Annotated in this window: 24 protein-coding genes and 2 other annotated features; of the genes, 1 reads left to right on the forward strand and 23 read right to left on the reverse strand. The window is 35.6% G+C overall.

The genetic code is table 11. The features are described 5' to 3' along the window. Window positions 1-276, forward strand: a 276-nt coding sequence (locus tag BN999_RS20845) for a hypothetical protein (RefSeq protein ID WP_217988455.1), incomplete at its 5' end; no start/stop codon positions are given. A gap of 299 nt (window positions 277-575) precedes the next feature. Here the strand turns inward: BN999_RS20845 and BN999_RS01600 are convergent. From BN999_RS01600 to citZ, 23 genes are all read right to left on the reverse strand, one after another. Next, a complete protein-coding gene (locus tag BN999_RS01600) occupies window positions 576-1,151 on the reverse strand; it encodes a TVP38/TMEM64 family protein (RefSeq protein WP_096269644.1) in 576 nt (191 codons plus the stop codon). Window positions 1,152-1,235: 84 nt separating this feature from the next. Further along, window positions 1,236-1,508 carry a DUF1294 domain-containing protein gene (locus tag BN999_RS01605; RefSeq protein WP_255247377.1) on the reverse strand — a complete coding sequence of 91 codons (273 nt, stop codon included), beginning with the start codon at window positions 1,506-1,508 and terminating at the stop codon, window positions 1,236-1,238. 64 nt (window positions 1,509-1,572) lie between these two features. Further along, window positions 1,573-1,932, reverse strand: coding sequence for a 50S ribosomal protein L20 (gene rplT / locus BN999_RS01610; RefSeq protein WP_096269646.1), 360 nt, complete (start codon window positions 1,930-1,932; stop codon window positions 1,573-1,575). A 79-nt stretch (window positions 1,933-2,011) separates the two neighbouring features. Continuing rightward, window positions 2,012-2,206 (reverse strand): 50S ribosomal protein L35, encoded by a 195-nt coding sequence (rpmI, locus tag BN999_RS01615; protein WP_042146308.1) that lies wholly within the window; start codon window positions 2,204-2,206, stop codon window positions 2,012-2,014. A 32-nt stretch (window positions 2,207-2,238) separates the two neighbouring features. Then, window positions 2,239-2,745, reverse strand: a complete 507-nt coding sequence (gene infC, locus BN999_RS01620; RefSeq protein ID WP_141249032.1) for a translation initiation factor IF-3 — start codon at window positions 2,743-2,745, stop codon at window positions 2,239-2,241. Between the two features lie 66 nt (window positions 2,746-2,811). Further along, window positions 2,812-2,935 (reverse strand) — a sequence feature (ribosomal protein L20 leader region). 187 nt (window positions 2,936-3,122) lie between these two features. Continuing rightward, the gene (locus BN999_RS01625; protein ID WP_096269647.1) at window positions 3,123-3,983 is read right to left on the reverse strand and encodes a hypothetical protein; all 861 of its coding nucleotides are present in this window, start codon (window positions 3,981-3,983) and stop codon (window positions 3,123-3,125) included. A gap of 231 nt (window positions 3,984-4,214) precedes the next feature. Beyond that, window positions 4,215-6,173 (reverse strand): threonine--tRNA ligase, encoded by a 1,959-nt coding sequence (gene thrS, locus BN999_RS01630; protein WP_096269648.1) that lies wholly within the window; start codon window positions 6,171-6,173, stop codon window positions 4,215-4,217. 67 nt (window positions 6,174-6,240) lie between these two features. Continuing rightward, window positions 6,241-6,460, reverse strand: a binding site (T-box leader). A gap of 52 nt (window positions 6,461-6,512) precedes the next feature. Continuing rightward, window positions 6,513-7,367 (reverse strand): putative sporulation protein YtxC, encoded by an 855-nt coding sequence (gene ytxC, locus BN999_RS01635; protein ID WP_096269649.1) that lies wholly within the window; start codon window positions 7,365-7,367, stop codon window positions 6,513-6,515. 215 nt (window positions 7,368-7,582) lie between these two features. After that, window positions 7,583-8,515, reverse strand: a complete 933-nt coding sequence (gene dnaI / locus BN999_RS01640) for a primosomal protein DnaI (protein ID WP_096269650.1) — start codon at window positions 8,513-8,515, stop codon at window positions 7,583-7,585. A 25-nt stretch (window positions 8,516-8,540) separates the two neighbouring features. Then, on the reverse strand, window positions 8,541-9,905 hold the full coding sequence (locus BN999_RS01645) for a replication initiation and membrane attachment family protein (RefSeq protein ID WP_096269651.1): 1,365 nt from the start codon (window positions 9,903-9,905) through the stop codon (window positions 8,541-8,543). Window positions 9,906-9,936: 31 nt separating this feature from the next. Next, complete coding sequence (gene nrdR, locus BN999_RS01650; protein ID WP_096269652.1) at window positions 9,937-10,404, reverse strand: transcriptional regulator NrdR; 468 nt, start codon at window positions 10,402-10,404, stop codon at window positions 9,937-9,939. A gap of 29 nt (window positions 10,405-10,433) precedes the next feature. Next, a complete protein-coding gene (locus tag BN999_RS01655) occupies window positions 10,434-10,820 on the reverse strand; it encodes a cytosolic protein (protein ID WP_096269653.1) in 387 nt (128 codons plus the stop codon). Between the two features lie 149 nt (window positions 10,821-10,969). After that, window positions 10,970-12,001 (reverse strand): glyceraldehyde-3-phosphate dehydrogenase, encoded by a 1,032-nt coding sequence (locus BN999_RS01660; RefSeq protein WP_096269654.1) that lies wholly within the window; start codon window positions 11,999-12,001, stop codon window positions 10,970-10,972. 635 nt (window positions 12,002-12,636) lie between these two features. Beyond that, window positions 12,637-13,089 carry a hypothetical protein gene (locus BN999_RS01665; protein ID WP_096269655.1) on the reverse strand — a complete coding sequence of 151 codons (453 nt, stop codon included), beginning with the start codon at window positions 13,087-13,089 and terminating at the stop codon, window positions 12,637-12,639. Beyond that, on the reverse strand, window positions 13,086-13,292 hold the full coding sequence (locus tag BN999_RS01670; RefSeq protein WP_096269656.1) for a helix-turn-helix transcriptional regulator: 207 nt from the start codon (window positions 13,290-13,292) through the stop codon (window positions 13,086-13,088). The genes BN999_RS01665 and BN999_RS01670 overlap by 4 nt, the downstream gene beginning before the upstream one ends. 155 nt (window positions 13,293-13,447) lie before the next feature. Continuing rightward, the gene (gene coaE / locus BN999_RS01675) at window positions 13,448-14,050 is read right to left on the reverse strand and encodes a dephospho-CoA kinase (protein ID WP_096269657.1); all 603 of its coding nucleotides are present in this window, start codon (window positions 14,048-14,050) and stop codon (window positions 13,448-13,450) included. A gap of 12 nt (window positions 14,051-14,062) precedes the next feature. Further along, window positions 14,063-14,890 carry a DNA-formamidopyrimidine glycosylase gene (gene mutM / locus BN999_RS01680; protein ID WP_096269658.1) on the reverse strand — a complete coding sequence of 276 codons (828 nt, stop codon included), beginning with the start codon at window positions 14,888-14,890 and terminating at the stop codon, window positions 14,063-14,065. Between the two features lie 12 nt (window positions 14,891-14,902). Continuing rightward, window positions 14,903-17,539: a DNA polymerase I gene (gene polA, locus BN999_RS01685; protein WP_096269659.1), complete on the reverse strand. Its 2,637-nt coding sequence runs from the start codon at window positions 17,537-17,539 to the stop codon at window positions 14,903-14,905. A 657-nt stretch (window positions 17,540-18,196) separates the two neighbouring features. Further along, window positions 18,197-19,561 (reverse strand): two-component system histidine kinase PnpS, encoded by a 1,365-nt coding sequence (gene pnpS / locus BN999_RS01690; protein ID WP_255247378.1) that lies wholly within the window; start codon window positions 19,559-19,561, stop codon window positions 18,197-18,199. After that, a complete protein-coding gene (locus tag BN999_RS01695; protein ID WP_096269660.1) occupies window positions 19,558-20,250 on the reverse strand; it encodes a response regulator transcription factor in 693 nt (230 codons plus the stop codon). The genes pnpS and BN999_RS01695 overlap by 4 nt, the downstream gene beginning before the upstream one ends. A 286-nt stretch (window positions 20,251-20,536) precedes the next feature. Further along, window positions 20,537-21,475, reverse strand: a complete 939-nt coding sequence (mdh, locus tag BN999_RS01700; protein WP_096269661.1) for a malate dehydrogenase — start codon at window positions 21,473-21,475, stop codon at window positions 20,537-20,539. Between the two features lie 18 nt (window positions 21,476-21,493). Then, entirely contained in the window at window positions 21,494-22,765 is a 1,272-nt protein-coding gene (gene icd / locus BN999_RS01705; RefSeq protein ID WP_096269662.1) for an NADP-dependent isocitrate dehydrogenase, read from the reverse strand. An 83-nt stretch (window positions 22,766-22,848) separates the two neighbouring features. Continuing rightward, window positions 22,849-23,964: a citrate synthase gene (citZ, locus tag BN999_RS01710; protein ID WP_096269663.1), complete on the reverse strand. Its 1,116-nt coding sequence runs from the start codon at window positions 23,962-23,964 to the stop codon at window positions 22,849-22,851. Between the last annotated feature and the right edge of the window lie 65 nt (window positions 23,965-24,029).

Below are 24,029 nucleotides of genomic sequence, written 5' to 3' on the forward strand. Positions count from 1 at the left end.
GTGTCTACCTTGCCGCGGGCGGCTGGTGAGCCTCGGGCCAACAGGATGTTGGTCACAAAGGCGTTGCCTCAGGATGAGGCGTTCCTAGCCTTTGAACCCCTATTTTGCTCTTGCGGGGTCTCACCGAAGCCTATCATCCCGCAGGACAAGGTACGCTACGAAAGCGATACATCGCACGCAGAAAAAGTGATTTTCTTTTTCAAGGAGTCTCCGTGTATTTCCTTCGCTGGTGTTGAGTGGTTTAAATCAGCACACAGACTTTATAAATTAAGTTGAATAGCTATCTTTTTTAGAGAACTAAACTAGCGCAGGCAGAATACGGAGACTCCTCGAAAATAAAGAGCAATTTTCTTCGTGCGATGATTATGCTGCCGAAGCCTTCCTTGTCCTGCGGGAATAGCACGTGTCCGAAGACCCCGCAGAGGCGGGTTTTCCTCGAGGAGGCTGAGGCCTGGCCCGTGGAAAGCGGAGTATTCTGCCGGAGCGGTAGCATTAGGCTTCACCATTTTAAATAAGGTTAAGTTACCTCACAGTTTCTATCAACAAACAACTTACTGTACGATAATATCCTTTTACTAAGTTGTACTAGTGGAAAAGAAATCTTCCCACTTTATAATAATTTCCTTACGTCTTAATGCGTAGATTAACAAAAGTAACGCAGATAATGATACGATGATATGCATAGGAGATAAGCTCGATAACCACCCACCAATTGATGTGTACAGCAGCGCTAGCGGTATACTACTTAACAGTGATGATCGAGTATAGTCAGAGAAATCGGAAGTTATTTCGATTAAACACAAGGATAACAAATGAAAATGAATAAAAGGAACTAGACGTAACAAAGAAATTTGTGTCGCAGTTAATTCAGTATGTTTACCAATTAGTTTCTTCTTCATGCGCATTAAGCGTTTTGATGTTTTAGGCATCCACTGAATCACAATATAAAAAATCATACTAGATAATGTAATACCTATTATGGAAAAAACTGTACCATAAAACACACCAAATATAATTCCACCTGATACACAAATAAACACAACAGGTAAGAAAAACAGAGGACGGAGTAAGTGTACACTTATAAATAATAACGGGGCGAACAATCCTCCTGTCTGTACAATTGCCATGATGTAGTTCCCGAATAATTCCATACGACTCCTCCTTCTTTCACAGGTAAGAAAGATATACAATGCATGAACTATTTACGGTACATGTATATGACAAGAGACGAGCTATTATGACATGAAAAAATAACCATATAGCACAACATGAACAATAATAATGAATGGTATACCAATGCGGAAGGAATTATGTTTTGTCTTATGACGAAAAACTCGCATTCCAATAAAAGAACCAATAGCTCCTCCTAAAATAGATACTCCCCATAGGGTGCGTTCAGGTATACGCCACTCATTATTTTTAGCGCGTTTTTTATCTACACCCATTAAGACAAAACCTAATAAATTAGCAAATCCAATATAATATAGCAATTCAGGGATCTCTACCATATACATTTTCCTCTCATTATGTAAAAATAACCAAACCAGCCTTAGCTAGTTTGGTTATTTTTAATTAGTTGTTTAGTGCAGCTTTAGCTTTTTCAGCTAATTGAGCAAATGCTTGTGAATCGTTCACAGCTAGGTCTGATAACATTTTACGGTTAATTTCAATACCTGCTAGTTTTAATCCATGCATTAATTTGTTATAAGAAAGATCATTTGTGCGTGCTGCAGCGTTGATACGTGCGATCCATAGCTTACGGAATTCACGCTTTCTATTTTTACGGTCACGATAAGCATATTGACCTGACTTCATTACTTGTTGTTTTGCAGTTTTAAATAACGTTCTTTTAGAACCGTAGTAACCTTTAGCTAATTTAAGTACGCGTTTACGACGAGCGCGCGTAACTGTTCCACCTTTAACACGTGGCATAGTAATTCCCTCCTAATTGGACCTTCATATATGTCATTTTAGTTTAGTAGTTATAATCCGTTATTGTGTACAATACTCCTTATTTAGGAAGCATTGCTTTGATACGCTTGTAGTCACCAGAAGAAACTAGTGTACCTTTACGTAATTTACGTTTTTGCTTTTGAGATTTATGAGCGAACATATGGCTTGTGTAAGCATGTGATCTTTTTACTTTTCCGCTACCAGTTTTTTTGAAACGTTTCGCAGAACCTTTATGAGTTTTCATTTTTGGCATGTTGATTTCCTCCTCGAATGCTTAAATGCTTATTACTTATTTTCATTGATTGGAGCAAGCATCATAAACATGTTACGACCTTCCATCTTCGGTTGTGATTCAACTGTTGCAATGTCTTTTACTTCTTTTGCAAAGCGATCTAAAACCTCACGACCTAGCTCCTTATGTGTAATTGCACGTCCGCGGAAACGAACTGCTGCTTTTACTTTGTCACCTTTTTCTAGGAATTTACGTGCATTCTTCAACTTTGTCTCAAAGTCATGAGCACCAATTCCTGGGGTGAAGCGTACTTCTTTCACGTTAATAATCTTTTGATTTTTGCGAGCTTCTTTTTCTTTCTTTTGTTGCTCGTAACGGAATTTACCGTAGTTCATGATTCTTGCAACTGGTGGTTTTGCAGTTGGTGCCACTAAAACTAAATCTAGATTTTGTTTTTGTGCAAGTTCCAATGCCTCTTGACGTGATTTCACACCAAGTTGATCACCATTTGCGTCAATCAATCGTAATTCTTTCGCACGAATCTTTTCATTAACGTTCATATCTTTGCTAATAGCCAGCCACCTCCAAATTTTTTGGGTTTCTGATCCATTACCTGACAAGTTCTTATCAAACAAAAAATGCGGGCACATAAATGCACCCACACGTCTTTAGTCGTTTACAAAAGATGTTAACCAGCCAACAACCATAGTAGCGTTGAAAGGTGAGAAGCGGGTGCCTCTACTTGTCATCAGAATCATTCAATTTTATTCAACTTTTATAGAATACCATGTATATGAATAAATTGTCAACCCTTTGTTCAACATCTATTATACACTACTTATCTAAAATAAGAAAGCCAATATAGATTACCTTTAATTGTACAGGTAATCATAGGTTTTAGGTTTAATAATATGGTTAATACTATCCTAATTGTTATCTACTTTCTTTCATTAAAAACTTTTAATGTTCTTAATTTCTCCATGAGCGATGACTTATAATCTGTGATTTCATATTGTGAATTATTGATTAATGTCTTTTTTATCTGTAACTGATCGTATATCTCTTTCTCTAGGTCACTTCTAGCTTTTAACACGGAAATAGTTCCTTCTAATCCAATAAGTCCTTTCTTTTTCCCATAACCCTGATTCGTATAATAATCAATAAAGCCAGATGACCATTCTTTTGGTCTCTCTTTATATGCTTTTTTGAATGAGTATTCCAAATTATCTTGTTCAATATATAATAGAACAGGATTTAATTTTTCTATGATTTTCGCTAATGTAAGAACATATTGGATTACCTTTTCGTTTTCCGCACCATACTTAACCATACCAATTGTAAGTGGGTTTTGAATAAAGCAACATTCGAATATATATGTATTATTTTCATTTATTGCTTGTTCAGCAAATTGTGTCCATCTCTGAGTAATTAAGTTTATATTCTCGTCTAATGATAATTCATAAATATCTTTATCAAAGATAGCATGAAATAAGTTATCATCAATAGTAATGCCGTATTCCTCCATTATTTTTCGGTACGGTAAGAAATATTCATTCCCCTGCTTAATAACTTTTTCTTGAAATATTTCCTTTAAATCTCCACTACATGCTATAAGACCTTCGAATTCGCTCTTATTAAAATATGATACCCCATCAAAATCAGCAGGATGGTCTAGATTGCCTTCGAGAAATAAGGATGCATTTATTTTGCTTTCTATTAGAATATCATGAACTAACTTTGCAGTAGTGGATTTACCGAAACCAGGAAGCCCCTCTATCAATATTAATTTTGTTTTCAAGAACATACTCCTTTCATAAATAATTTATTATAACGTCTTATATAAAATAACGTTGTCCATTGCACTCACCCCTTATATGTAATCCACAAAATATATAGAATGCTAACCTAAATTTTAAAATAATAAAATGCGCTTGTACATAACACCAGTTTAATCTTACCATAATATTCTGAACAAAAAGTCAATACTATAGAAAAAGGCTACCAAATTTTCATTTGATAGCCTTAACCATTATTTTGAAGCTTTCTTCTTGTGTAATGTCTTTTTCTCTATTTCATCTTTAATTAGTTTCTCGAAGGCATCATTGGATAATGTTTCAGATTTTTGTTCTCCGTATCTTCTTACATTAACCGCATTCTCTTCTACTTCTTTGTCTCCCACTACGAGAGCAAATGGTATCTTTTCAGTTTGCGCCTCACGAATCTTGTATCCAATTTTCTCATCACGCTCATCAACTTCTACACGAACTCCTTGATATTGTAACTTTTCAGCTACTTTCTTTGCATAGTCAAGATGAACCTGTGGTGATACTGGGATAATTTTCACTTGAACTGGTGCTAACCATGTTGGGAAGGCACCTTTATATTCTTCTAGTAAGAAAGCAACAAATCGTTCCATAGTCGATACCACACCACGGTGAATGACGACTGGACGGTGTTCCTTACCATCTTCTCCGATATATGATAGTTCAAAACGTTCAGGTAAAAGGACATCAATTTGTACTGTTGATAGTGTCTCATCTTTACCTAAAGCCGTCTTAACCTGTACATCTAGCTTCGGTCCATAGAAAGCTGCTTCTCCTTCAGCTTCTACATACTCTAGGTTCATATCTTCCATTGTTTCTTTTAGAGTGCTTTGTGTTCTTTCCCACATTTCATCATTGTCAATATATTTCTCTTTATCTTCAGGATCGCGATATGATAGGCGGAAATAATAATCTTCAATTCCAAAGTCTTTATATACATGCTGAATTAGTTCAACTACACGGATAAATTCTTCTTTTAATTGATCTGGTCGTGCAAAAATATGTGCGTCATTAAGAGTCATAGCACGAACACGTTGTAAACCAGCTAAAGCACCAGACATTTCATATCGATGCATAGTACCTAATTCCGCGATTCGAACTGGCATGTTGCGGTAGCTCCAAAGTTGATTCTTAAAAATCATCATATGGTGTGGACAATTCATTGGTCGAAGTACTAATTCTTCATTATCCATTTGCATTGTAGGGAACATATCTTCATGATAGTGATCCCAGTGTCCACTTGTTTTGTACAATTCAACATTTGCTAGAACTGGTGTATATACATGGTTATATCCTAAACGCTCCTCAAGGTCCACAATATAACGTTCGATTTGACGTCGAATAGTGGCACCCTTTGGTAACCAAAGTGGTAGACCCTGACCTACTTTTTGGTTTACAGTAAAGATACCAAGTTCTTTTCCAAGTTTACGATGATCTCGTTCTTTACGTTCTTCCAAAATTTGTAGATATTCTTCAACCTGTGCAGGCTTTTCAAAAGCTGTTCCATAAATACGTTGAAGTTGTTGGTTATTGCTATCTCCACGCCAATAAGCACCAGAGATACTTAATAGTTTAAATGCTTTAATTTTACTAGTAGATGGAACATGGATTCCACGACAAAGATCAAAAAATTCTCCTTGTTTGTAGATTGTTACCTGCTCCTCTTCCGGAATTGCATCAATTAATTCTAGCTTTAAGTCGTCTCCAATATCTGCAAACATTTTCTTTGCTTCTTCACGACTAACTTCAATTCGCTCAATTTGTAAATTTTCATCCACAATCCGCTTCATCTCTTTTTCAATCTTTGGAAGGTCTTCTGGAGTGATTTTTTCTTCCATATCAAAATCATAGTAAAATCCTTCTTCAATAACTGGGCCAACACCAAATTTCACATCTTTATATAGACGTTTAATAGCTTGTGCCATTAGATGGGCTGTAGAGTGCCTCGCGATTTCAATACCTTCTTGATTTTTATAAGTAATAATCTCAATTGCTCCACCTTGAGTTAATTCACGTTTTAAATCAATTTGTTTACCATCTAATTTGATTGCTAAAGCTTGTTTCTTTAATCCTGGTGAGATAGAAGCTGCAATATCTTCTCCAGTTGTTCCAATTGGGAACCCCTTACTAGCACCATCTGGAAACACTATTTTGATTTCTGCCATGTCTAACACTCCTTATTCTATTAATTTTTCTGTAATTAAAAAACGCCCATCCCTCTGCATACATTTGCAAAGGGACGAGCGTTGGTCACGTGGTTCCACCCTAATTTCCGTTAACATAAAACGGCTTAAATCTTTAACGCAGATTTACGCTACTATCTACTTAGAGTTTTCGGTAGTAGAGTTCAAAGGTGGTAATCATTTGGCTGTATGTGGAAGCTTTCACCACTAGGCTTCCCTCTCTTGGCATTACAGGATTCAAATGACCATGTCCTTATCGTTACAGATAAATATATTAAATATAATCCACATTATAGCGCTAGTTATAAGGATAATCAAGACCTAACGTTCACTTTTTAAATAAATTGGAAATGGAAACTTACTAATCGGTTCAAAATCAACTCTTTCTTGGAATACATTGATGACGGTTAACGTTTTTGGTTCGGAAGGATGATCACCATATATTTTTATTTTCTTAGGTGCCATTGCAACTAACGGGGCTAGATTTAATTCATCCTCATCTAAGCCAACTATGTACAGCGGCTCCTTTTGCATTAATACTCGCAATTCCATTCTGGTAAATCTTTTTCCATCTGCTTTAAAGAACGAGAATGTTTTACCTTGTACGATATGAACCACATTGTATATAGGTGTTTTCTTTGCTATATACTCCCGTAACATATTTACAAATTCTTGATGGTCTTCTTCCCGCTTATATTCGTCAATTGCTAGTCCTACCATATTTAATAAATAATCTTTAAATACCTTTAAGCGAAAGTTTACGATTGAATCAAAGTGTATGGTTGTCGTATTTTTCACATTAGAAACAAATAAAGAATATAACAATTGCAGTGGGTCATCTTTTTCCTTCCTCACTTGTACACTTTCATCATCTTCACCAGCAATAAGCCAATGGGTAATATCCAATATTTTTTCAATTTCATCTGTATCCGAGTAATAATAGTACTCTTCTGTAATCCCTTTTATCATGGTTGATAACCGATGGGTGACGAATACATCGATCATCGATTTTACAACAGAATCAGTTAATTCATTATCAGGTTGATGATAGTCAATTTTTAAATGATTCCCCCAATCTTCATGTGTTTTCCAATGTAATTCAATTTTTTTGTTATAATGAAATAATTGCTCACAGAAACTAATAACTTCTTTATTCGAAGAAAAATAAACATCCATTAAGCTTCACTCACCCTCATCAAAAACCAAACTGTTACATTATATGGACATACTTTTTAAAAAATGATAAATCCATTAAAACTAGTAACATTAGTTATTAAAGAGTGAGTCTAACATGTCCTATTATTATCGTTTGTAACATTTTGACTAGACTAAAAAGCTTCTAAAATTCCTCCTAAATAAAAAGCCAATAAAAGAAAAATTCTTTTATCGGCCTACCTCTCTCTCCTATTATCTGCAAATATAGGAACTTCAGTTGTTACTTGCTTTATTCGCTCCATAATTCTTCCTGCTTTAACCGCTTCAATATCACCACGGTTTGTTTTAGCCAGATGATCCTCTAATTGATCCATACTATAGTTAGAGGTGAAGAAAACTGGTAAACGCTCCATCATACGATATTGTAAAATTGTTCCTAGCACTTCATCGCGGAACCATGCAGATTGCGTTTCAGCCCCAATATCATCTAACATAAGAACATCTGCTTTTTTGAAAAAATCGATTTTTTCATTAATAGAGTCATCTTTAATAGATGATTTCATTTCTCGGACGAATTCAGGCATATAAATTAACATAGACGAAAGATTATATTTTTTTAATTCATTAGCAATTGCCCCAAGAAAGTAAGTTTTACCTACACCAAATGGTCCGTAGAGATACAGGCCTTTTTTAGGAAGACCATTCTTAACTTCACCAAGAAATTGAATAATCTCACGAATTGCTTTACTTCTATTAGGATCGTTATCAATTCCGTCAATTGTTGCTTCTAAAATTTCTTTCGGCATGTATAAGCTCTGAATTAACTTATGACGCTGCTGTTCTTTCTCATGTAAGATACGATTATGACATTTCTCATATGTTAAACTGATTTCGTTATTCTCAACACGAAGAATTGGTGAATATCCAGGAACAATATTTTTACAAGATCCATAGGAAGCACAAGCATCACACTGTTTCGACTGAGATTTATACTCATATAATTTAATAAGGCTTCTCTCAATTTCATGTTTCGGTAATTCTGGATGTAAAGATAAGAATTCTTTAATCTCAGGGTCACTCAATACTTCATTTTTAATCTTTATATAGTTTTCTTGAAAGTTTTTATTCTTTTCCATCCATTGTTTGAGTGTGGATTGTACTGGTTTCATGTCCATCATCCTTGTGTATACATGATTATTTTTTTGAACTATTAGAGTATTGCTTTAGTAGAGATGAAATCTCTTCTTTTTCACGTTCTAAGTCTATTGCAGACCCTTTATTAGTATTGTGTGTTTTACTTTTTCGTTCCTTAAACCACTCAGGAACAACTTCCTTGCGTGAACCTTGTTGTTTATAATTACGATAGTTTTGTTGCTTTTTCTCTGTAGCTATACGATATTGTTCTTTCTCTTTTTTAGCAAAAACCATCGCTTCTTTAGCTGTTTGTAAATTCGCTCTTGACCAATGACTAGCGATCTTCTCTAAATACGCCTTTGATAACTTCATATTAGTTTGCAACAAGACATAATGAATTAATACATTCATTACTGGAGAAGGCAACCCTTGGGTAGTCATGATTTCTCTAATCACTTTTAGATCTTGTTCAGAAGCATGGTTACCACTAGATAAATCCTCTAGTAATTGCTTCGGTGAGATTGTTTCAAGTTGATGGATTAATTGTTCTTCCTTCGTCATAGATGGTCTCAGCTCAGGTTGCTTTTTACCTTCTATTAGTTCTGCTTGTTTTGGAGCTAAATGAACAGATGCTTCTTTACGTGATGTCTTAAAGATATCGTGACATGCCTCTTTGAATTCTTCTATATCTAACCTATTTTCATCTGTTAATGCCCAAAGCACACATTTCTCTATTTCATATTCAGCCAGTCCATAAAGCTGCATCATTTGATTAATGATTCGTTTATTATCTGTTGTTAACACTTTCTTATATGGAATCATCCGTGATTTTAACATATGTTCCATCCAAGAAAAATCAATTGTATCTAATTGTGGGCCGTTAGCCTCTGGCAAACGATTAACATTTTGCTTTGGCATAAAATCAGAATGTATCGTATCAAAAACATCCCCGAATGATGCGGTAATATTGGTACCAAGTAACTGTTCGCGTTGCCCTATATAATGATTGTTAAGTAAGGAATATTTGTCCTCACCAATATGATGGTACAAGAGTTGTGAGAGCATAGCATCTCTAAAAAAGTCATACGGAGAGAATGGACTTTGTAATACGTAATGAAAGACCGTTTCCTCCGTTGACTTTTCCTCATATGTTTTTAATAAACCTATTCCCTCTAGCTTCAACCTCGCCTCATATATTTCAACTAATGAGATATTTAAATAATTCATCAATGTATGGTGTGTCTGAATAGGCACTTCTTTTTGAAGGTCTATCTCATGAAGTAATGTTTGATAAAGCATAACAGCTCTAATGCCAAGTAATGGCTGGTAAAGATGGGTTAACGACTTTGAATAATCAACTGGCAAATTACCATGTAAAACAACCGTATAACCATCAACAGGTAATATTTTTCCAATAAAATTCATCTTAACCCTTCTTTCTAGATAATAAGGAGTCTTAGGAGTTCTTCTTGTCTGTTTGGATTAAATCCTTTAATTCATCTAAGAAAACATTGATATCCTTAAATTGACGATATACCGATGCAAAACGTACATATGCAACATCATCCACCTTAGAAAGAAGTTCCATAACCATCTCGCCAACTTCTTTACTATCAATTTCAGATGCGCCTGTATTTCGTAGTTCTTTCTCTACATTAAAAGCAAGCGTTTCTATTTGTTCAATTGAAACAGGCCTTTTCTCACATGCTTTGATTAGTCCACGAATCAACTTTTCACGACTAAATTCCTGCCTTGTACCACCTTTTTTTACAACGATTAATGGAATTTCCTCCATTCGTTCAAACGTCGTAAATCGATAGCCACATTTCTCACATTCACGTCTCCTACGTATAGAACGTCCTTCTTCAATAGGTCTAGAATCTAAAACTTTTGTGTTTTTATTTTGACAGTTTGTACATCTCATCCTAATTAACCCCATTTACTAAACAATAACTATTTTTTATCAATTAATGTTAATTCCTTATCCAATTTCTCATAAAATTGTTTGATTAACTTCGAACTTTTTCCAAAGTCAAATGGAAGTGCAGATTCACTCGTAACGGTAAAATCAATTGCAGTTTGATATGGTCGCACCATAATAACCGTTGCAATAACAAATGCTTTACTACCTTTAACAACATGGAAACTAATCTCTCCATGCTCTAAGGAAACAGAATTAATTTTATAGTTAGTTGATCCTCTAATTATCTCCTCAAGCTTTGCTAGTCCTTTGTCCTTAGTTGTTTTATAATAATGGGTCTCGAGTTCTTTGTCCCAATGCTTCTCTACAGTTTCAGCTTGATTATAAAAAAACCTAGATAATTTCTTGCCAAAAGACATCCATTCCACTCCCATTTCTGCTCTTTCCGAATACTATAACTCTATTTATTTTAACATGTTTTATAGATTTACCCTAGTAAAAATTAAAAGCAAAGAGAGTTGAGCACACTATTTAGCTCAACTCTCTTCTATTCTATCATATTATTAGGTTAAGAAACGGATACTTTTTTTGCCTTTAAAAAACTTCCAACATATTTTACCAGATCCACAACTCTGGTAGAATAGCCCCATTCATTATCATACCATGCTAATACTTTTATTTTATTATCATCCATAACCATAGTGGATAACCCATCTATAATGGCTGAGTAATTTGAAGTTGTATAATCAATGGATACTAATGGTTCATCACTATATTGGATAATACCAGATAATTCATTCTTTGCTGCTGTTTGAAATACATTGTTCACGATTTCTGGTGTTACTGTTTCTTCCACATCAACAACTAAATCAACTAAAGAAACATTTGGTGTGGGAACACGTAAAGCCATACCATGTAGCTTTCCATTGAGATGTGGCAGTACTTCTCCTAAAGCCTTTGCCGCCCCTGTTGAAGTTGGAATTATGGATTGTGTACACCCTCTTGCACGACGCAAATCCTTATGTGGATTATCTAAGTTTTTTTGGTCATTTGTAAAAGCATGAACCGTCGTCATAAGACCATTTATAATTTTAAAGTTCTCGTCTAATACTTTTACCACTGGCGCTAAACAGTTTGTTGTACAAGAAGCATTGGATATAACATCATCAAGAGCTTCGTCATACGTATCATGATTTACCCCCATTACAATTGTTTTATCTACTTCTTTACCAGGGGCTGTGATGACTACTTTTCTTGCTCCAGCTTTTAGATGTAATCCCGCTGATTCTTTTGTTTTGAATTTACCAGTTGCATCAATTACAACATCAATTGTGAGTCTATTCCATGGTAATTTGTCAGGCTCTCTAGAATTAACAAGTTCTACTTTTTTTCCATCTACTAATATTCCTTCATGAAGCGCTTTCACTTCTGGTTGAAAAATTCCGTGTACACTATCATATTTTATAAGGTGGGCCAATGTTTCTGGAGGATAGCTGGCATTAATAGCTACAACCTCTAAATTAGGATCTGAAATTGCTTGCCTGAAAACCATTCTCCCAATTCGTCCAAATCCACTAATTGCAATTCGAGTTTTACTCATGAAAAGTCCTCCTGCATTATGATATACTATTTTATCAAAATTCACATATAGTATAACACATTAAGACTGGAATGTAAGCATAATTACAAAAAAACTCAGAAAGTGGTATTAATACCCTTCCTGAGCCTCTAATACGGACTTGTTAAATATACTTAGGTTGTTTTCATATAGATTGCTGCTATTTAATTAAAAATGTGGGGTAATTCATTTAAGAAAATAGTGTTAGTATACCGCTTCGGCAGAATACTCCGCTTTCCGCTGGCGACTGGTGAGCCTCCTCGCGCTATCTTCTTTAGGGGTCTCACCAATGCCTATCCTCCCGCAGAGTCTCCGTATTCTCCCTACGCTAGTACACGTTTCTATACAAATGATTTTTAAATTGTATAAAAATAAATTAACACTCAATCCTAGCGCAGGAAATACACGGAGACTCCTACGGGAATAGCACGTGTCCGAAGACCCCGCAGAGGTGATCTTTCCTCGAGGAGGCTGAGGCCGTGCCCGTGGAAAGCGGAGTGTATTTCCGTAGCGGCTATGTTGCACCCAAAATAAATTATTAAACGCACAGTTCCCCTATCTACTATAAGTTAAAAACTAGCCAGAAAAACAATACTCTTTTCTAAAACAGCCTATACTTAAAACTTAATGACATATAATAAATACGAAACCAAGAGGCTGAGCCATTGGACAGTTGCAAACAGAAATATTGTTTCCAGTGTATAGTTTGGGTCACTTAACAGTAATAACATTAAAATCGGAATCATCAAGATAGACAGTATACCTGTAACGATTAAACTTTTTGCCAGGATACTAACCTGATATTCATCGTACTTTTTCTTTCGCTTCATGATAATGATAACAATAATTACAATAGTTAAAGCGATAATAATATATCCTAAAAATCGCATATTACCAGTAGCGATAAAATCAGACCATCCATTCCAAAGAGTTGAATTTAGGGTTCTAGCGTGTGACAGTAAGCTTACAAATTCCATATGACCAGCGGTGAAGATATAAATAAACGAATAAAAAATTGATAATAAGCTAATAAAGACAATATTAACAAGAGGCTCCTTTAACAATTTCATTTTCTATCACTCTCCTCAAAAATAAATAGAGTTTCAATCGACATATTAAAGAACTTTGCTAGATCGTAAGCTAACCAAATAGATGGGTCAAATTTACTTTTTTCTATGGCATTAATTGCTTGCCTCGAAACACCAACTTTCTCTCCTAACTGAGCTTGTGTTAGACCATGTTGTTCTCGTAATGCTTTTACATTGTTCTTCAATCTAAGATATCCTTTCTTATGTAAGGTTAACCTTACATAAATGATAGTAATTTACTATAAGAATGTCAAGTGAACCTTACAAATTCACTTTAAAGTATTAGACATAAAAAATGACTATCAAACGTAACGTTGATAGTCATTTCTGTTAATTACTTTCACGAAAGAACTTGCCACTTTTCTAAGATATCTCTAAGCTGCTTGTAGGATTCTTCCTTTGAACCATTATTATCAATTATCGCATCGGCTTGTTTTACTTTTTCTTTTACTGGTATTTGTGACTGAATGCGTTCTAATGCTTCCTCTTTTGTAGAATTATCTCGCTCCATTAGCCGTTCTAGTTGGACATGCTCATCAACATATACGACTAGAATTTTATCTACCATATGTGTCAATTTACTTTCAAATAATAGTGGTATGTCCATGACAACACAGGATTCTCCATCCTTAAGGTATGTTTCTTTTTGTTCTAACATTCTTTTCCTTACAGCAGGATGAACAATGGAATTCAACATCTTACGTTTTTCATTGTTAGAGAAAATAATGGAACCTAGCTTTTTTCGATTAAGTGTTCCATCTGCATTAAGTATTTCTTTACCAAATGCCAAACCAATCTCTTTTAGAGTATCCTCACCGGGTTCTACAACATCTCTAGCAATTTGATCTGCATCAATAACTGGAAGATGAAGTTCTTTTAACATAGAGGATACAGTACTTTTCCCACTTGCGATACTTCCTGTTAATCCAATTACTAAAGCCATACTAATTCTCCTTTAAAGCTTTTGACAATCTAAACAGACATGGGTACCACGTCCACCAACCTTCATTTTGGTGATAGTCTTTCCACAATTCGGGCATGCCTCATTCTCCTGACCATAAACTGATAATTCCTGTTGAAACATCCCCATTTCCCCTTGGCTATTAACATAAGAGCGGATAGTGGTGCCTCCTTGCTTTACTGCCTCCTCTAGGGTCGCTATTGCCTGTCTACGTATTTCTCCGACTTCTTTCTTAGTCAGTTTATTGGCCTTTTTCAAAGGGTGTATCCTTGCTTTGAATAAGGTTTCATCAACATAAATATTTCCCAGGCCAGCAACAACAGTTTGATCAAGCAGCACAGCTTTTATAGAACGATTCGTGTTTTTAAGTTTTTTGTAGAAATAATCTAAGGTAAATTCCTTATCAAAAGGATCAGGGCCGAGTTGAATTAATGGTTTCTGGGTTAATTCCTCACCCTTCCTTACAATATGCATGGTACCAAATTTACGAACATCGTTATAACGTAATTCCTCTTCTGTTGTAAATTCAAATATGACATGGGTGTGCTTCTTAACTGGTTCATCTTTATAATGAACACTGTATTTCCCTTCCATTCTAAGATGCGAAATTAATGTCATATCATCTAGTTCAAATAACAGAAATTTACCTTTTCTTTTTATGTCATGGATCGTTTGTCCCAATAAAAGTAGTTTAAACTCTTCTACATCATCTGGCTTTTTTACGATGTTGCCCCAAAATACATGGACATCTTTAATTGTCCTGTTCAACACAAATCGTTTTAGGGTATTCCGTATTGTTTCTACTTCTGGTAATTCTGGCATTTCTATTTCTCCTTACTTTGCATCATACCAGCTTTCTCCAAATGCATACTCAGCTTTTAGCGGCACACTAAGCTCAACGGTGTTTTCCATCATTGCTGGAACAATTTCTTTTAATTTCTCAAGCTCTTCTTTTGGTGCTTCTAAGATAAGTTCATCATGTACCTGGAGAAGCATACGTGCCTGCATCTTTTCGTCTTTAAGCTTTTCCCTTAAATCAATCATCGCTTTTTTAATGATATCTGCAGCTGTTCCTTGGATTGGTGTATTCATTGCCGTTCTTTCGGCAAAGCTTCTTAAATTGAAGTTTCTGCTCGTTATTTCTGGTAAGTATCTTCTACGATTCATTAATGTTGTCACATAACCTTTATGTTTTGCTTCCTGAACAATATCATCCATATATGCTTTTACCCCAGGATAGCTTTCAAAATAACGTTCAATAAATTGTTTTGCTTCCTTACGAGTAATGCCTAGGTTTTGTGATAGTCCAAAATCACTGATACCATATACAATTCCAAAGTTAACAGCTTTTGCCTGTCTTCTCATATTGGAAGTCACTTCTTCCTCTTTCACATGGAAAACATCCATTGCTGTCTGAGTATGAATATCCTGACCACTCTTAAAAGCAGCAATTAATTTTTCGTCTTTCGCAATATGAGCTAATACTCGTAATTCTATCTGTGAATAATCTGCTGCAAACAAAATCCAATCTTTTTCAGAAGGTACAAATGCATGTCTTATTTTACGTCCTTCTTCAATCCGAATCGGTATATTTTGCAAATTGGGTTCAATTGAACTTAATCTCCCCGTTTGGGTTAAAGCTTGGTTATAGCGTGTATGGATTTTGCTAGACTCCTTGTCAACCACTTTTAATAACCCTTCAATGTATGTAGATTGAAGCTTTCCTAGTTGACGATACAATAAGATTTTCGGAATTATTTCATGGTCATGTTCTAGTTGTTCCAACACATCTGCAGCTGTTGAATATCCTGTTTTGGTTTTCTTAATAATTCGAAGTCCGAGTTTTTCAAATAGTATCGGACCTAATTGTTTAGGTGAGTTTATATTGAATTCTTCTCCAGCTAACTCATAAATCTCTTTCTCAATTTCTTCGAGTCGTCGTTTTAACTCTGTACCCATTTCTTCTAATCTGGGGACATCCACTAGGACACCTGTATGCTCCATTTCTGCTAGGATTAATGCTAATGGCATTTCAAGTTCCTTAAGCAATGTATACAGTTCATGTTCACGAAGCTCTTCTTCCATCTTTTCTTGTAGCAAATGGAGTGCTTTTGTTTTACGAACCAAATGATCTGCCAGTATTTCTTGCCCAGGTACTTTCATTTTTGCGCCCTTACCATATACTTCTTCATCATATAAAACCGACTTTATCCCCATTCTGTGCGCAATAGCTGGAATGTCATGATTGTTTTCTGAAGGGTCTAGTAAATAGGAAGCTAGTAATACATCGAAATGCATTCCTTGTAGATGAATGCCTTTCTTTAACAATGCAACTAATGATTGCTTTGCATCAAAAACAATTTTCTTGCTTTTTGCATCCTCAGCCCATTTCTTAAACACTTCTGACTCTATTGCAACTTCAGTTGGTATAAAGTATGCTTTTTCCTGGTTCGCAATACCGATCCCTTCAATAGGAGCTGTGTGATAACTATCTGAAAGCATTTCAATAATTAATGCCTCGTCACCTGTAAACATTTCTTCAGTAACCTTATCCACTATTTCAAAGTTTATCTCTTCCATTTTTTCTTGTATTTCTTCAACTGTTTCTTCTGCACCGATTCTATTTAATAAGGATTGGAAGCCTAAATCTTTAAAGAGGGATGAAACGTCCTGACTTGAGTAGCCCTCATATGACAGGTCGTCTATTGATACTTCAATTGGAGATTCACAGTTAATCGTTGCAAGCTCTCTACTCATATAAGCATCTTCTTTATGATTGGTTAAGTTTTCTTTTAACTTCTTACCACTGACCTCTTCCAAATGTTCGTATAGGTTATCTAGTGTTTCATATTGTTTTAATAACTTAGTAGCAGTCTTTTGTCCAACACCCGGAACACCTGGGATATTGTCTGAGCTATCACCCATTAACGCCTTCAATTCAATAATTTGTTCAGGTGTAACCTCCATTTTTTCAAGTAGATATTCCGGAGTATAGGCTTCAACTTCGGAAATTCCTTTTTTCGTTACATTTACGGTTACATCTTTAGAAACAAGTTGCAACATATCTTTGTCACCAGAAATAACGGTAACCTCAAAATCCTTCTCTTGCCCCTGCTTTGATAACGTACCAATAATATCGTCTGCTTCATAATTCTCTAACTCGTAGTGGCGGATGTTAAAAGCATCTAGTAATTCTCTAACTAATGGAAATTGCTCTGATAATTCAGATGGCGTTTTTTGGCGGCCACCTTTATATTCCTTATAAGTACTATGTCTAAAGGTAGTCTTCCCTGCATCAAAGGCAACCAATAAATGTGTTGGCTTTTGTTCTTCTAGAATTCTAAGTAGCATGGTTGTAAACCCATAGACTGCATTGGTGTAGACACCTTTGTCATTATTCAACAATGGCAATGCAAAAAATGCTCGATATGTAATACTATTACCGTCTATTAAAACTAATTTATTAGTCATTTATCTTTTCCTCCTTACCGCTCACGCTTTTCATCTATTTTACCATTTAAACAACTTATCGTAAAAATATTGACTGTTTGTAGTGAAATGCTAGGTCGAATACGATTTATGTAAGAGGATGTAGATAAGTTTAAAGTTTATTAGAAACTGTGCGGTAACTAAGCATTATGGTAGCGCATCATACCCGCTACGGAAATACACTCCGCTTTCCGCGGGCGGCTGGTGAGCCTCCTCGCGCTTACGCACTGCGGGGTCTCACCGATGCCTATCCTCCCGCAGGAGTCTCCGTGTATTTCCTTCGCTAGTGTGGAGTGAAATAATTTCAATGCACTCAACACCAATACAAAAATCATTTACTACTATAAATTAGAAAGCTTAAACTAGCGCAGGCAGAATACGGAGACTCCTACGGGAATAGCACGTGTCCGAAGACCCCGCAGAGGCGAACTTTCCTCGAGGAGGCTGAGGCCGTGCCCGTGAAAAGCGGAGTATTCTGCCGGAGCGGTATCATTCCTCCATACTGAATAATTTTAGAGAGTACTTACCGCACAGTTTCTATCAAATCCTCAACTAGATTACAATCAAAAAATCCGAATGGATACGAATTCTAGTGATAGAATTTTATATCGCAATTCGGATTCCATATAGATAATTCTCTCATTGGTTTGGGAAGTAAATATGAAATGTACTACCTACATTCACTTCACTTTCAATCTCTATTTTACCTCTATGAAGTTCTACTATATGTTTAACAATGGCTAGTCCTAAACCAGTTCCACCTGTATTTCGACTTCGCGCTTTATCCACTCGATAAAAGCGTTCAAAGACTCTAGATAATGCATCATTTGGTATTCCAATACCAGTATCTTTCACCATGATATGAATAAATTCTTCCTGTTCCTCTGAAAGGAGTGTAACTTCTCCACCTTTTGGAGTGTAATTAATAGCATTTTCTAATAGGTTGATTAGGACTTGTTTGACCCGAGCTAAGTCTGCACTAAACTTTAGGTTATTTTCACTTTTTATATGTAGAGTTATATCTTTTTGTTTAGCATGCTGACATAGTACAGGAATGACTTCATTAATAATATCGGACAAATCAATAGTAGAAAGAAGTATATGAGATTCGTCCTTCTCTAATTTTGATAAAGTAAGCAAATCTTGAATTAAGGTTTGCAGACGTTTGCTTTCTTCATTAATAATTCCTAGGAAATGTCTTGCTGTTTCTTTATCATTAAGATCCTCGTCGAGTAGCGTTTCTGAGAATCCCCTAATGGAAGTTATAGGTGTTTTCAATTCATGGGAAACATTTGCTACAAAGTCCTTACGCATTGTTTCTAGTTTCTTTAATTCTGTTATATCATATAACACTAATACAGCACCTTTTAACATATTTCTTTCATCAAATATTGGTGCTCCAACGATTTCAAAATATTGCTTAAAGCCATTGTCAACCATAATGGATTCTTTCACATTTTCTTCATATAAAAATGTTTGTTGAATCGATTTATGTAACGTCTCATTATCTAAAACATCATAATATAAATAACCAATATAATCCTTATCTGTTTTTCCAAAAATAGAGAGAAAATTCTTATTTACAAGATGAATATATCCTTTTTCATCGATCAATATTAATCCACTTTGAATATTCTCTATAACCGTTGTTAATTGCTCTGCTTGGATTTTTTCGTTAATGGATAGCTCACTTAAGCTTCGTGCTAGCTTGTTAATTTTCATCAGCAAGGATGCCATACTACCAGACACAGGATGGTGCATTCTTGCACGGAAATTTCCTCTTACTAATTCATCTAATGTATCAGTAGCCTTCTTAATTGGTTTAACGTACTTATCAAATACATAATGAAGCATCATCATGAGGATTATGAATTCTGTTAACAGAACAATAATCACCACAATTAGATTATCGGTAAATTGGCTAAATATAGCTCCAGTTAAAATGATGATACATAATATTATTAATGCATAACGCATAATTAATTTGGATGAAAAAAAACTCACATTGGATCCTCCATTTTATAACCAAGTCCACGAACAGTCTTAATATAAATTGGCTTTTTTGTATTAGGTTCGATCTTTTCCCGTAAATGACTTACATGAACGTCCACAATTCTAGTATCGCCAACAAAATCATAATCCCATACAGCGCTTAATAATTGATCCCTTGATAATACTTTATCCTTGTGTGTGGCAAGGTAATGCAACAGTTCAAATTCCTTACGAGTAAATGTGAGTACAATGCCATCTTTTTCTGCTTCATAACGCTCTGGAAAGATTGTAATGTCGCCAACTTTTAGTTGTTTTGTTTTACTAGTGCCCGTTGTATTCGTTCTTCTGAGGATTGCCTTAATTCTAGCTATTACTTCTTTAGGGCTAAAGGGTTTCGTTAAATAGTCGTCTGCCCCTATTTCTAGACCAAGCACCTTATCGAACTCTTCATCTCTTGCCGTAAGCATGAGTACTGGTGTATCGATTTGATTTCTCCTAAGATGCTTACAAACTTCAATTCCATCCATTTCAGGGAGCATTAAATCAAGTATAATAAAATCATAGCTATTACTGTCCGTTTTCCGGATAGCCTCTAAACCGTCATAAGCAACATCTGTAATAAAGGTTGCCTTTTCTAAGTTGTACTTTAGTAATGTTACAATCGACTGTTCATCATCTACAATCAATACTTTTTCATTCATGCTATCATATCCCCATTTCTATTATGCTACGAACTAAACTATCTATCTTCATCTTACAATGAAACCAATATAAAGAAAATGATAGAAAGCTATTGTAAATAAATTTTTACATTGAACAGTGGTTTCTATCTTCTAATATTTGCTATTCTATCTACTTTTATTTATGTTCTATTCTAATTCCTCGACTATTCCATCCTACACATTTACTTCACCGTTCTAGAACGGCATAATATGTGAACATAAAAGAGCTTCATCTCACTGTTACAAGTGGGATGAAGCTCTTAATTTAATTCAATACATCTAATACTTTCTTAACAGAATCAGCAGATTTATCTAGTGCTGCTTTTTCTTCTTCTGTTAATTCTAATTCAATTATTTCCTCAATACCATTACCACCCAAGATTGTTGGTACCCCAAGGTAGATATCATGATATCCATAATCACCTTCAAGATAAGCAATGGAAGGTAGTATCCGTCGTTGATCCTTAAGAATTGCTTCTGCCATTACTACAAGCGAGGCAGCTGGTGCAAAATAAGCACTACCATTTCCTAATAAGTTAACGATTTCTCCTCCACCCGTCCGTGTTCTTGCGACAATTTCTTTAAGGCGGTTTTGAGAGATTAATTTTTCTAAAGGAATACCTCCTGCATAAGAGTAACGAATTAATGGAACCATATCATCACCGTGACCACCTAAGACGAACCCGGTAATATCTTTCACGGAGACATTCAACTCTTGTGCAATAAAGGTTCGGAAACGAGCAGTATCTAAAACCCCAGATTGACCAATTACGCGTTCTTTGGGGAATCCAGATTCTTTAAAAACAGTATAAGTCATAGCGTCTACAGGATTTGTAAGTACAACAATTATCGCCTCTTTAGAGTACTTAACAACTTCTTGTGTAACAGTTCTCATAATTTTAGCGTTCGTATTCACCAAGTCATCCCGACTCATTCCGGGCTTTCTGGCAATACCAGCAGTAATGATTACAAGATCTGAATCCCTTCTATCCTCATAGTTAGCTGTACCGATAATAGTAGCATCAAATCCTTGGACTGGACTTGCTTCTAACATATCAAGTGCCTTTCCTTTAGTTGGATTCTCCATTGATGGAATATCCACTAAAACGACATTCCCAAGCTCTTTTTGAGCTAGCATTAATGCTGTTGTTGCACCTGTAAAACCAGATCCGATGACCGATATCTTTTTACGCTTGTTTCCCATAGGTTTCCTCCTTGTGGATTAGTTCATGTTCTTAATTAACTCATCAGCAAACTCGGAACATTTAACTTCTGTTGCACCATCCATTAGGCGAGCAAAGTCATAAGTAACAACCTTAGAGGCAATAGTCTTATCCATTGCTTTTGTAATTAGATCTCCAGCTTCTCTCCATCCAAGGTGTTCAAGCATTAATACACCAGAAAGAATGACAGAAGAAGGGTTAACCTTATCTAAACCAGCATATTTTGGTGCAGTACCATGAGTTGCTTCAAAAATAGCATGACCAGTATTGTAATTAATATTAGCTCCTGGAGCGATTCCAATTCCACCCACTTGTGCAGCAAGTGCATCAGAGATATAATCTCCGTTTAAGTTCATTGTTGCTACAACATCGAACTCATTTGGACGCGTAAGAATTTGTTGTAAGAAGATATCAGCAATTGCATCTTTCACAATAATTTTTCCTGCAGCAACCGCTTCGTCTTGTGCTTTATTAGCAGCATCTTTGCCATCAGTTTCAGCAATACGATCATATTGTGCCCAAGTGAATACTTTATCACCAAATTCTTCCTCGGCAACTTCATAACCCCAGCCTTTAAATGCACCTTCTGTAAATTTCATGATGTTCCCTTTATGAACGAGTGTAACACTCTTACGTCCTTCATTTAATGCATATTCAATCGCAGCGCGAACAAGACGTTTAGTTCCTTCTTCTGATACTGGCTTGATTCCAATTCCAGAAGTTTCAGGGAAACGGATTTTATGTACACCCATTTCATTTTTTAAGAATTCGATAACTTTCTTTACATCATCTGAACCCTTTTGCCATTCAATACCTGCATAAATATCTTCTGTATTTTCACGGAAAATAACCATATCCACATCTTCTGGACGTTTTACTGGAGAAGGAACACCTTCGAAGTAACGAACAGGACGTAGGCATGTAAATAGGTCTAGTTCTTGACGTAATGCAACGTTTAGAGAACGAATTCCCCCACCAATTGGTGTTGTAAGAGGTCCTTTGATTGCAATTTTATATTCATCAATTTTATCTAGTGTATCTTGCGGCAACCATTCACCAGTCTTATCAAAAGCTTTTTGACCAGCATAAACTTCTAACCATTCGATTTTCTTTGTTCCGTTATAAGCTTTTTCAACTGCTGCTTCTAATACACGGCTTGCAGCTGCCCAAATATCTGGACCAGTTCCGTCTCCCTCAATAAATGGAATAACCGGGTTATTTGGAACGTTCAATCTACCATTTTCTACAACTATTTTTTCACCTTGTGACATTAATAATTCCTCCTAGACTAGTAAGCTTATCGTAATAATAGCCGGAAGACCGGCTATTAGAACTAACATAATTAATGATACGTTTAGCGATTTTCTAATGGTATATATTCTTGTGTGTTTGGACCAACATACTCTGCACGAGGTCGAATAAGGCGGTTGTTTGCATACTGCTCTAGGATGTGAGCAATCCAACCAGATACACGACTCATCGCAAAGATTGGTGTGAATAAATCATGATCAATTCCAATACTATGGTATACAGAAGCTGAATAGAAATCTACGTTTGCTGGTAGACCCTTCTCCTGCTTAATATATTCCTCAATTTTAACAGACATATTATACCATTTTTCCTGGCCAGTAAGTTCTGTTAATTCTTTGGACATCTTTTGAAGATGTTTTGCTCTTGGATCACCACTTCTATATACACGGTGGCCCATTCCCATAATTTTTTCTTTGTTTGCTAATTTTTCTTTAACATACGGAAGTGCATTCTCTTCCGTACCAATTTCAGTAAACATCTTCATAACACGCTCGTTAGCACCACCATGAAGTGGCCCTTTCAATGCGCCAATTGCTGCCGTAATACCAGAATACATATCTGATAATGTAGCAACACATACTCTTGCTGTGAAAGTAGAGGCATTAAGTTCATGATCCGCATGTAAAACTAATGCTTTATCGATAGCTTCTACTTCTATCGGACTAGGTTTTTCACCTTTTAACATATATAAGAAGTTTTCAGCATAACTAACATCTTTAAGTGGTTTAACTGGATCTTTTCCTTGTCTAATACGAGAAAATGCAGCAACTATTGTTGCAATTTTAGCTTGTAAGCGAACTGCTTTTCTTCTATTAGCTGCTTCTTCCATTATATCTGATTCTTCATCGTATAAACCTAGTAAAGATATAGAAGTTCTAAGTGCAGCCATAGGATGAACACTAGTTAAGTCATAAGAGCGTAATTGTTCTATTACTGCTTCAGGGACTTCCATATTCTCAACAAGTTCTTGTTTAAAGGCTTCCAATTCAGCTTGGTTTGGTAATTTTAAATTCCATAGCAAATACACAACTTCTTCAAAACTTGCATTCTCAGCTAAATCATCAATTCTATATCCTACATACGTTAACTGATCATCGATGATAGAACTAATTGATGATTGTGTTGCTACAACCCCTTCAAGACCTTTCGTTGCTGTCATGATAAAACCCTCTCCTTTTTCTATATTGTTCTAACATTAAGCATTGTATAATGTTAAATAATTTC

The sequence above is a fragment of the Paucisalibacillus globulus genome, assembly GCF_900184735.1.
Taxonomy (GTDB): domain Bacteria; phylum Bacillota; class Bacilli; order Bacillales; family Amphibacillaceae; genus Ornithinibacillus; species Ornithinibacillus globulus_B.

Coding starts and splice junctions, on each gene's coding strand:
- infC (WP_141249032.1), bottom strand. CDS start 2,745: ATGAACGTTAATGAAAAGATTCGTGCGAAAGAATTACGATTGATTGAC.
- BN999_RS01600 (WP_096269644.1), bottom strand. CDS start 1,151: ATGGAATTATTCGGGAACTACATCATGGCAATTGTACAGACAGGAGGA.
- BN999_RS01655 (WP_096269653.1), bottom strand. CDS start 10,820: ATGTCTTTTGGCAAGAAATTATCTAGGTTTTTTTATAATCAAGCTGAA.
- BN999_RS01605 (WP_255247377.1), bottom strand. CDS start 1,508: ATGGTAGAGATCCCTGAATTGCTATATTATATTGGATTTGCTAATTTA.
- BN999_RS01665 (WP_096269655.1), bottom strand. CDS start 13,089: ATGAAATTGTTAAAGGAGCCTCTTGTTAATATTGTCTTTATTAGCTTA.
- rplT (WP_096269646.1), bottom strand. CDS start 1,932: ATGCCACGTGTTAAAGGTGGAACAGTTACGCGCGCTCGTCGTAAACGC.
- rpmI (WP_042146308.1), bottom strand. CDS start 2,206: ATGCCAAAAATGAAAACTCATAAAGGTTCTGCGAAACGTTTCAAAAAA.
- BN999_RS01645 (WP_096269651.1), bottom strand. CDS start 9,905: ATGAATTTTATTGGAAAAATATTACCTGTTGATGGTTATACGGTTGTT.
- citZ (WP_096269663.1), bottom strand. CDS start 23,964: ATGACAGCAACGAAAGGTCTTGAAGGGGTTGTAGCAACACAATCATCA.
- icd (WP_096269662.1), bottom strand. CDS start 22,765: ATGTCACAAGGTGAAAAAATAGTTGTAGAAAATGGTAGATTGAACGTT.
- mdh (WP_096269661.1), bottom strand. CDS start 21,475: ATGGGAAACAAGCGTAAAAAGATATCGGTCATCGGATCTGGTTTTACA.
- nrdR (WP_096269652.1), bottom strand. CDS start 10,404: ATGAGATGTACAAACTGTCAAAATAAAAACACAAAAGTTTTAGATTCT.
- polA (WP_096269659.1), bottom strand. CDS start 17,539: ATGACTAATAAATTAGTTTTAATAGACGGTAATAGTATTACATATCGA.
- dnaI (WP_096269650.1), bottom strand. CDS start 8,515: ATGAAACCAGTACAATCCACACTCAAACAATGGATGGAAAAGAATAAA.
- ytxC (WP_096269649.1), bottom strand. CDS start 7,367: ATGGATGTTTATTTTTCTTCGAATAAAGAAGTTATTAGTTTCTGTGAG.
- thrS (WP_096269648.1), bottom strand. CDS start 6,173: ATGGCAGAAATCAAAATAGTGTTTCCAGATGGTGCTAGTAAGGGGTTC.
- BN999_RS01660 (WP_096269654.1), bottom strand. CDS start 12,001: ATGAGTAAAACTCGAATTGCAATTAGTGGATTTGGACGAATTGGGAGA.
- BN999_RS01695 (WP_096269660.1), bottom strand. CDS start 20,250: ATGAATGAAAAAGTATTGATTGTAGATGATGAACAGTCGATTGTAACA.
- mutM (WP_096269658.1), bottom strand. CDS start 14,890: ATGCCAGAATTACCAGAAGTAGAAACAATACGGAATACCCTAAAACGA.
- coaE (WP_096269657.1), bottom strand. CDS start 14,050: ATGGCTTTAGTAATTGGATTAACAGGAAGTATCGCAAGTGGGAAAAGT.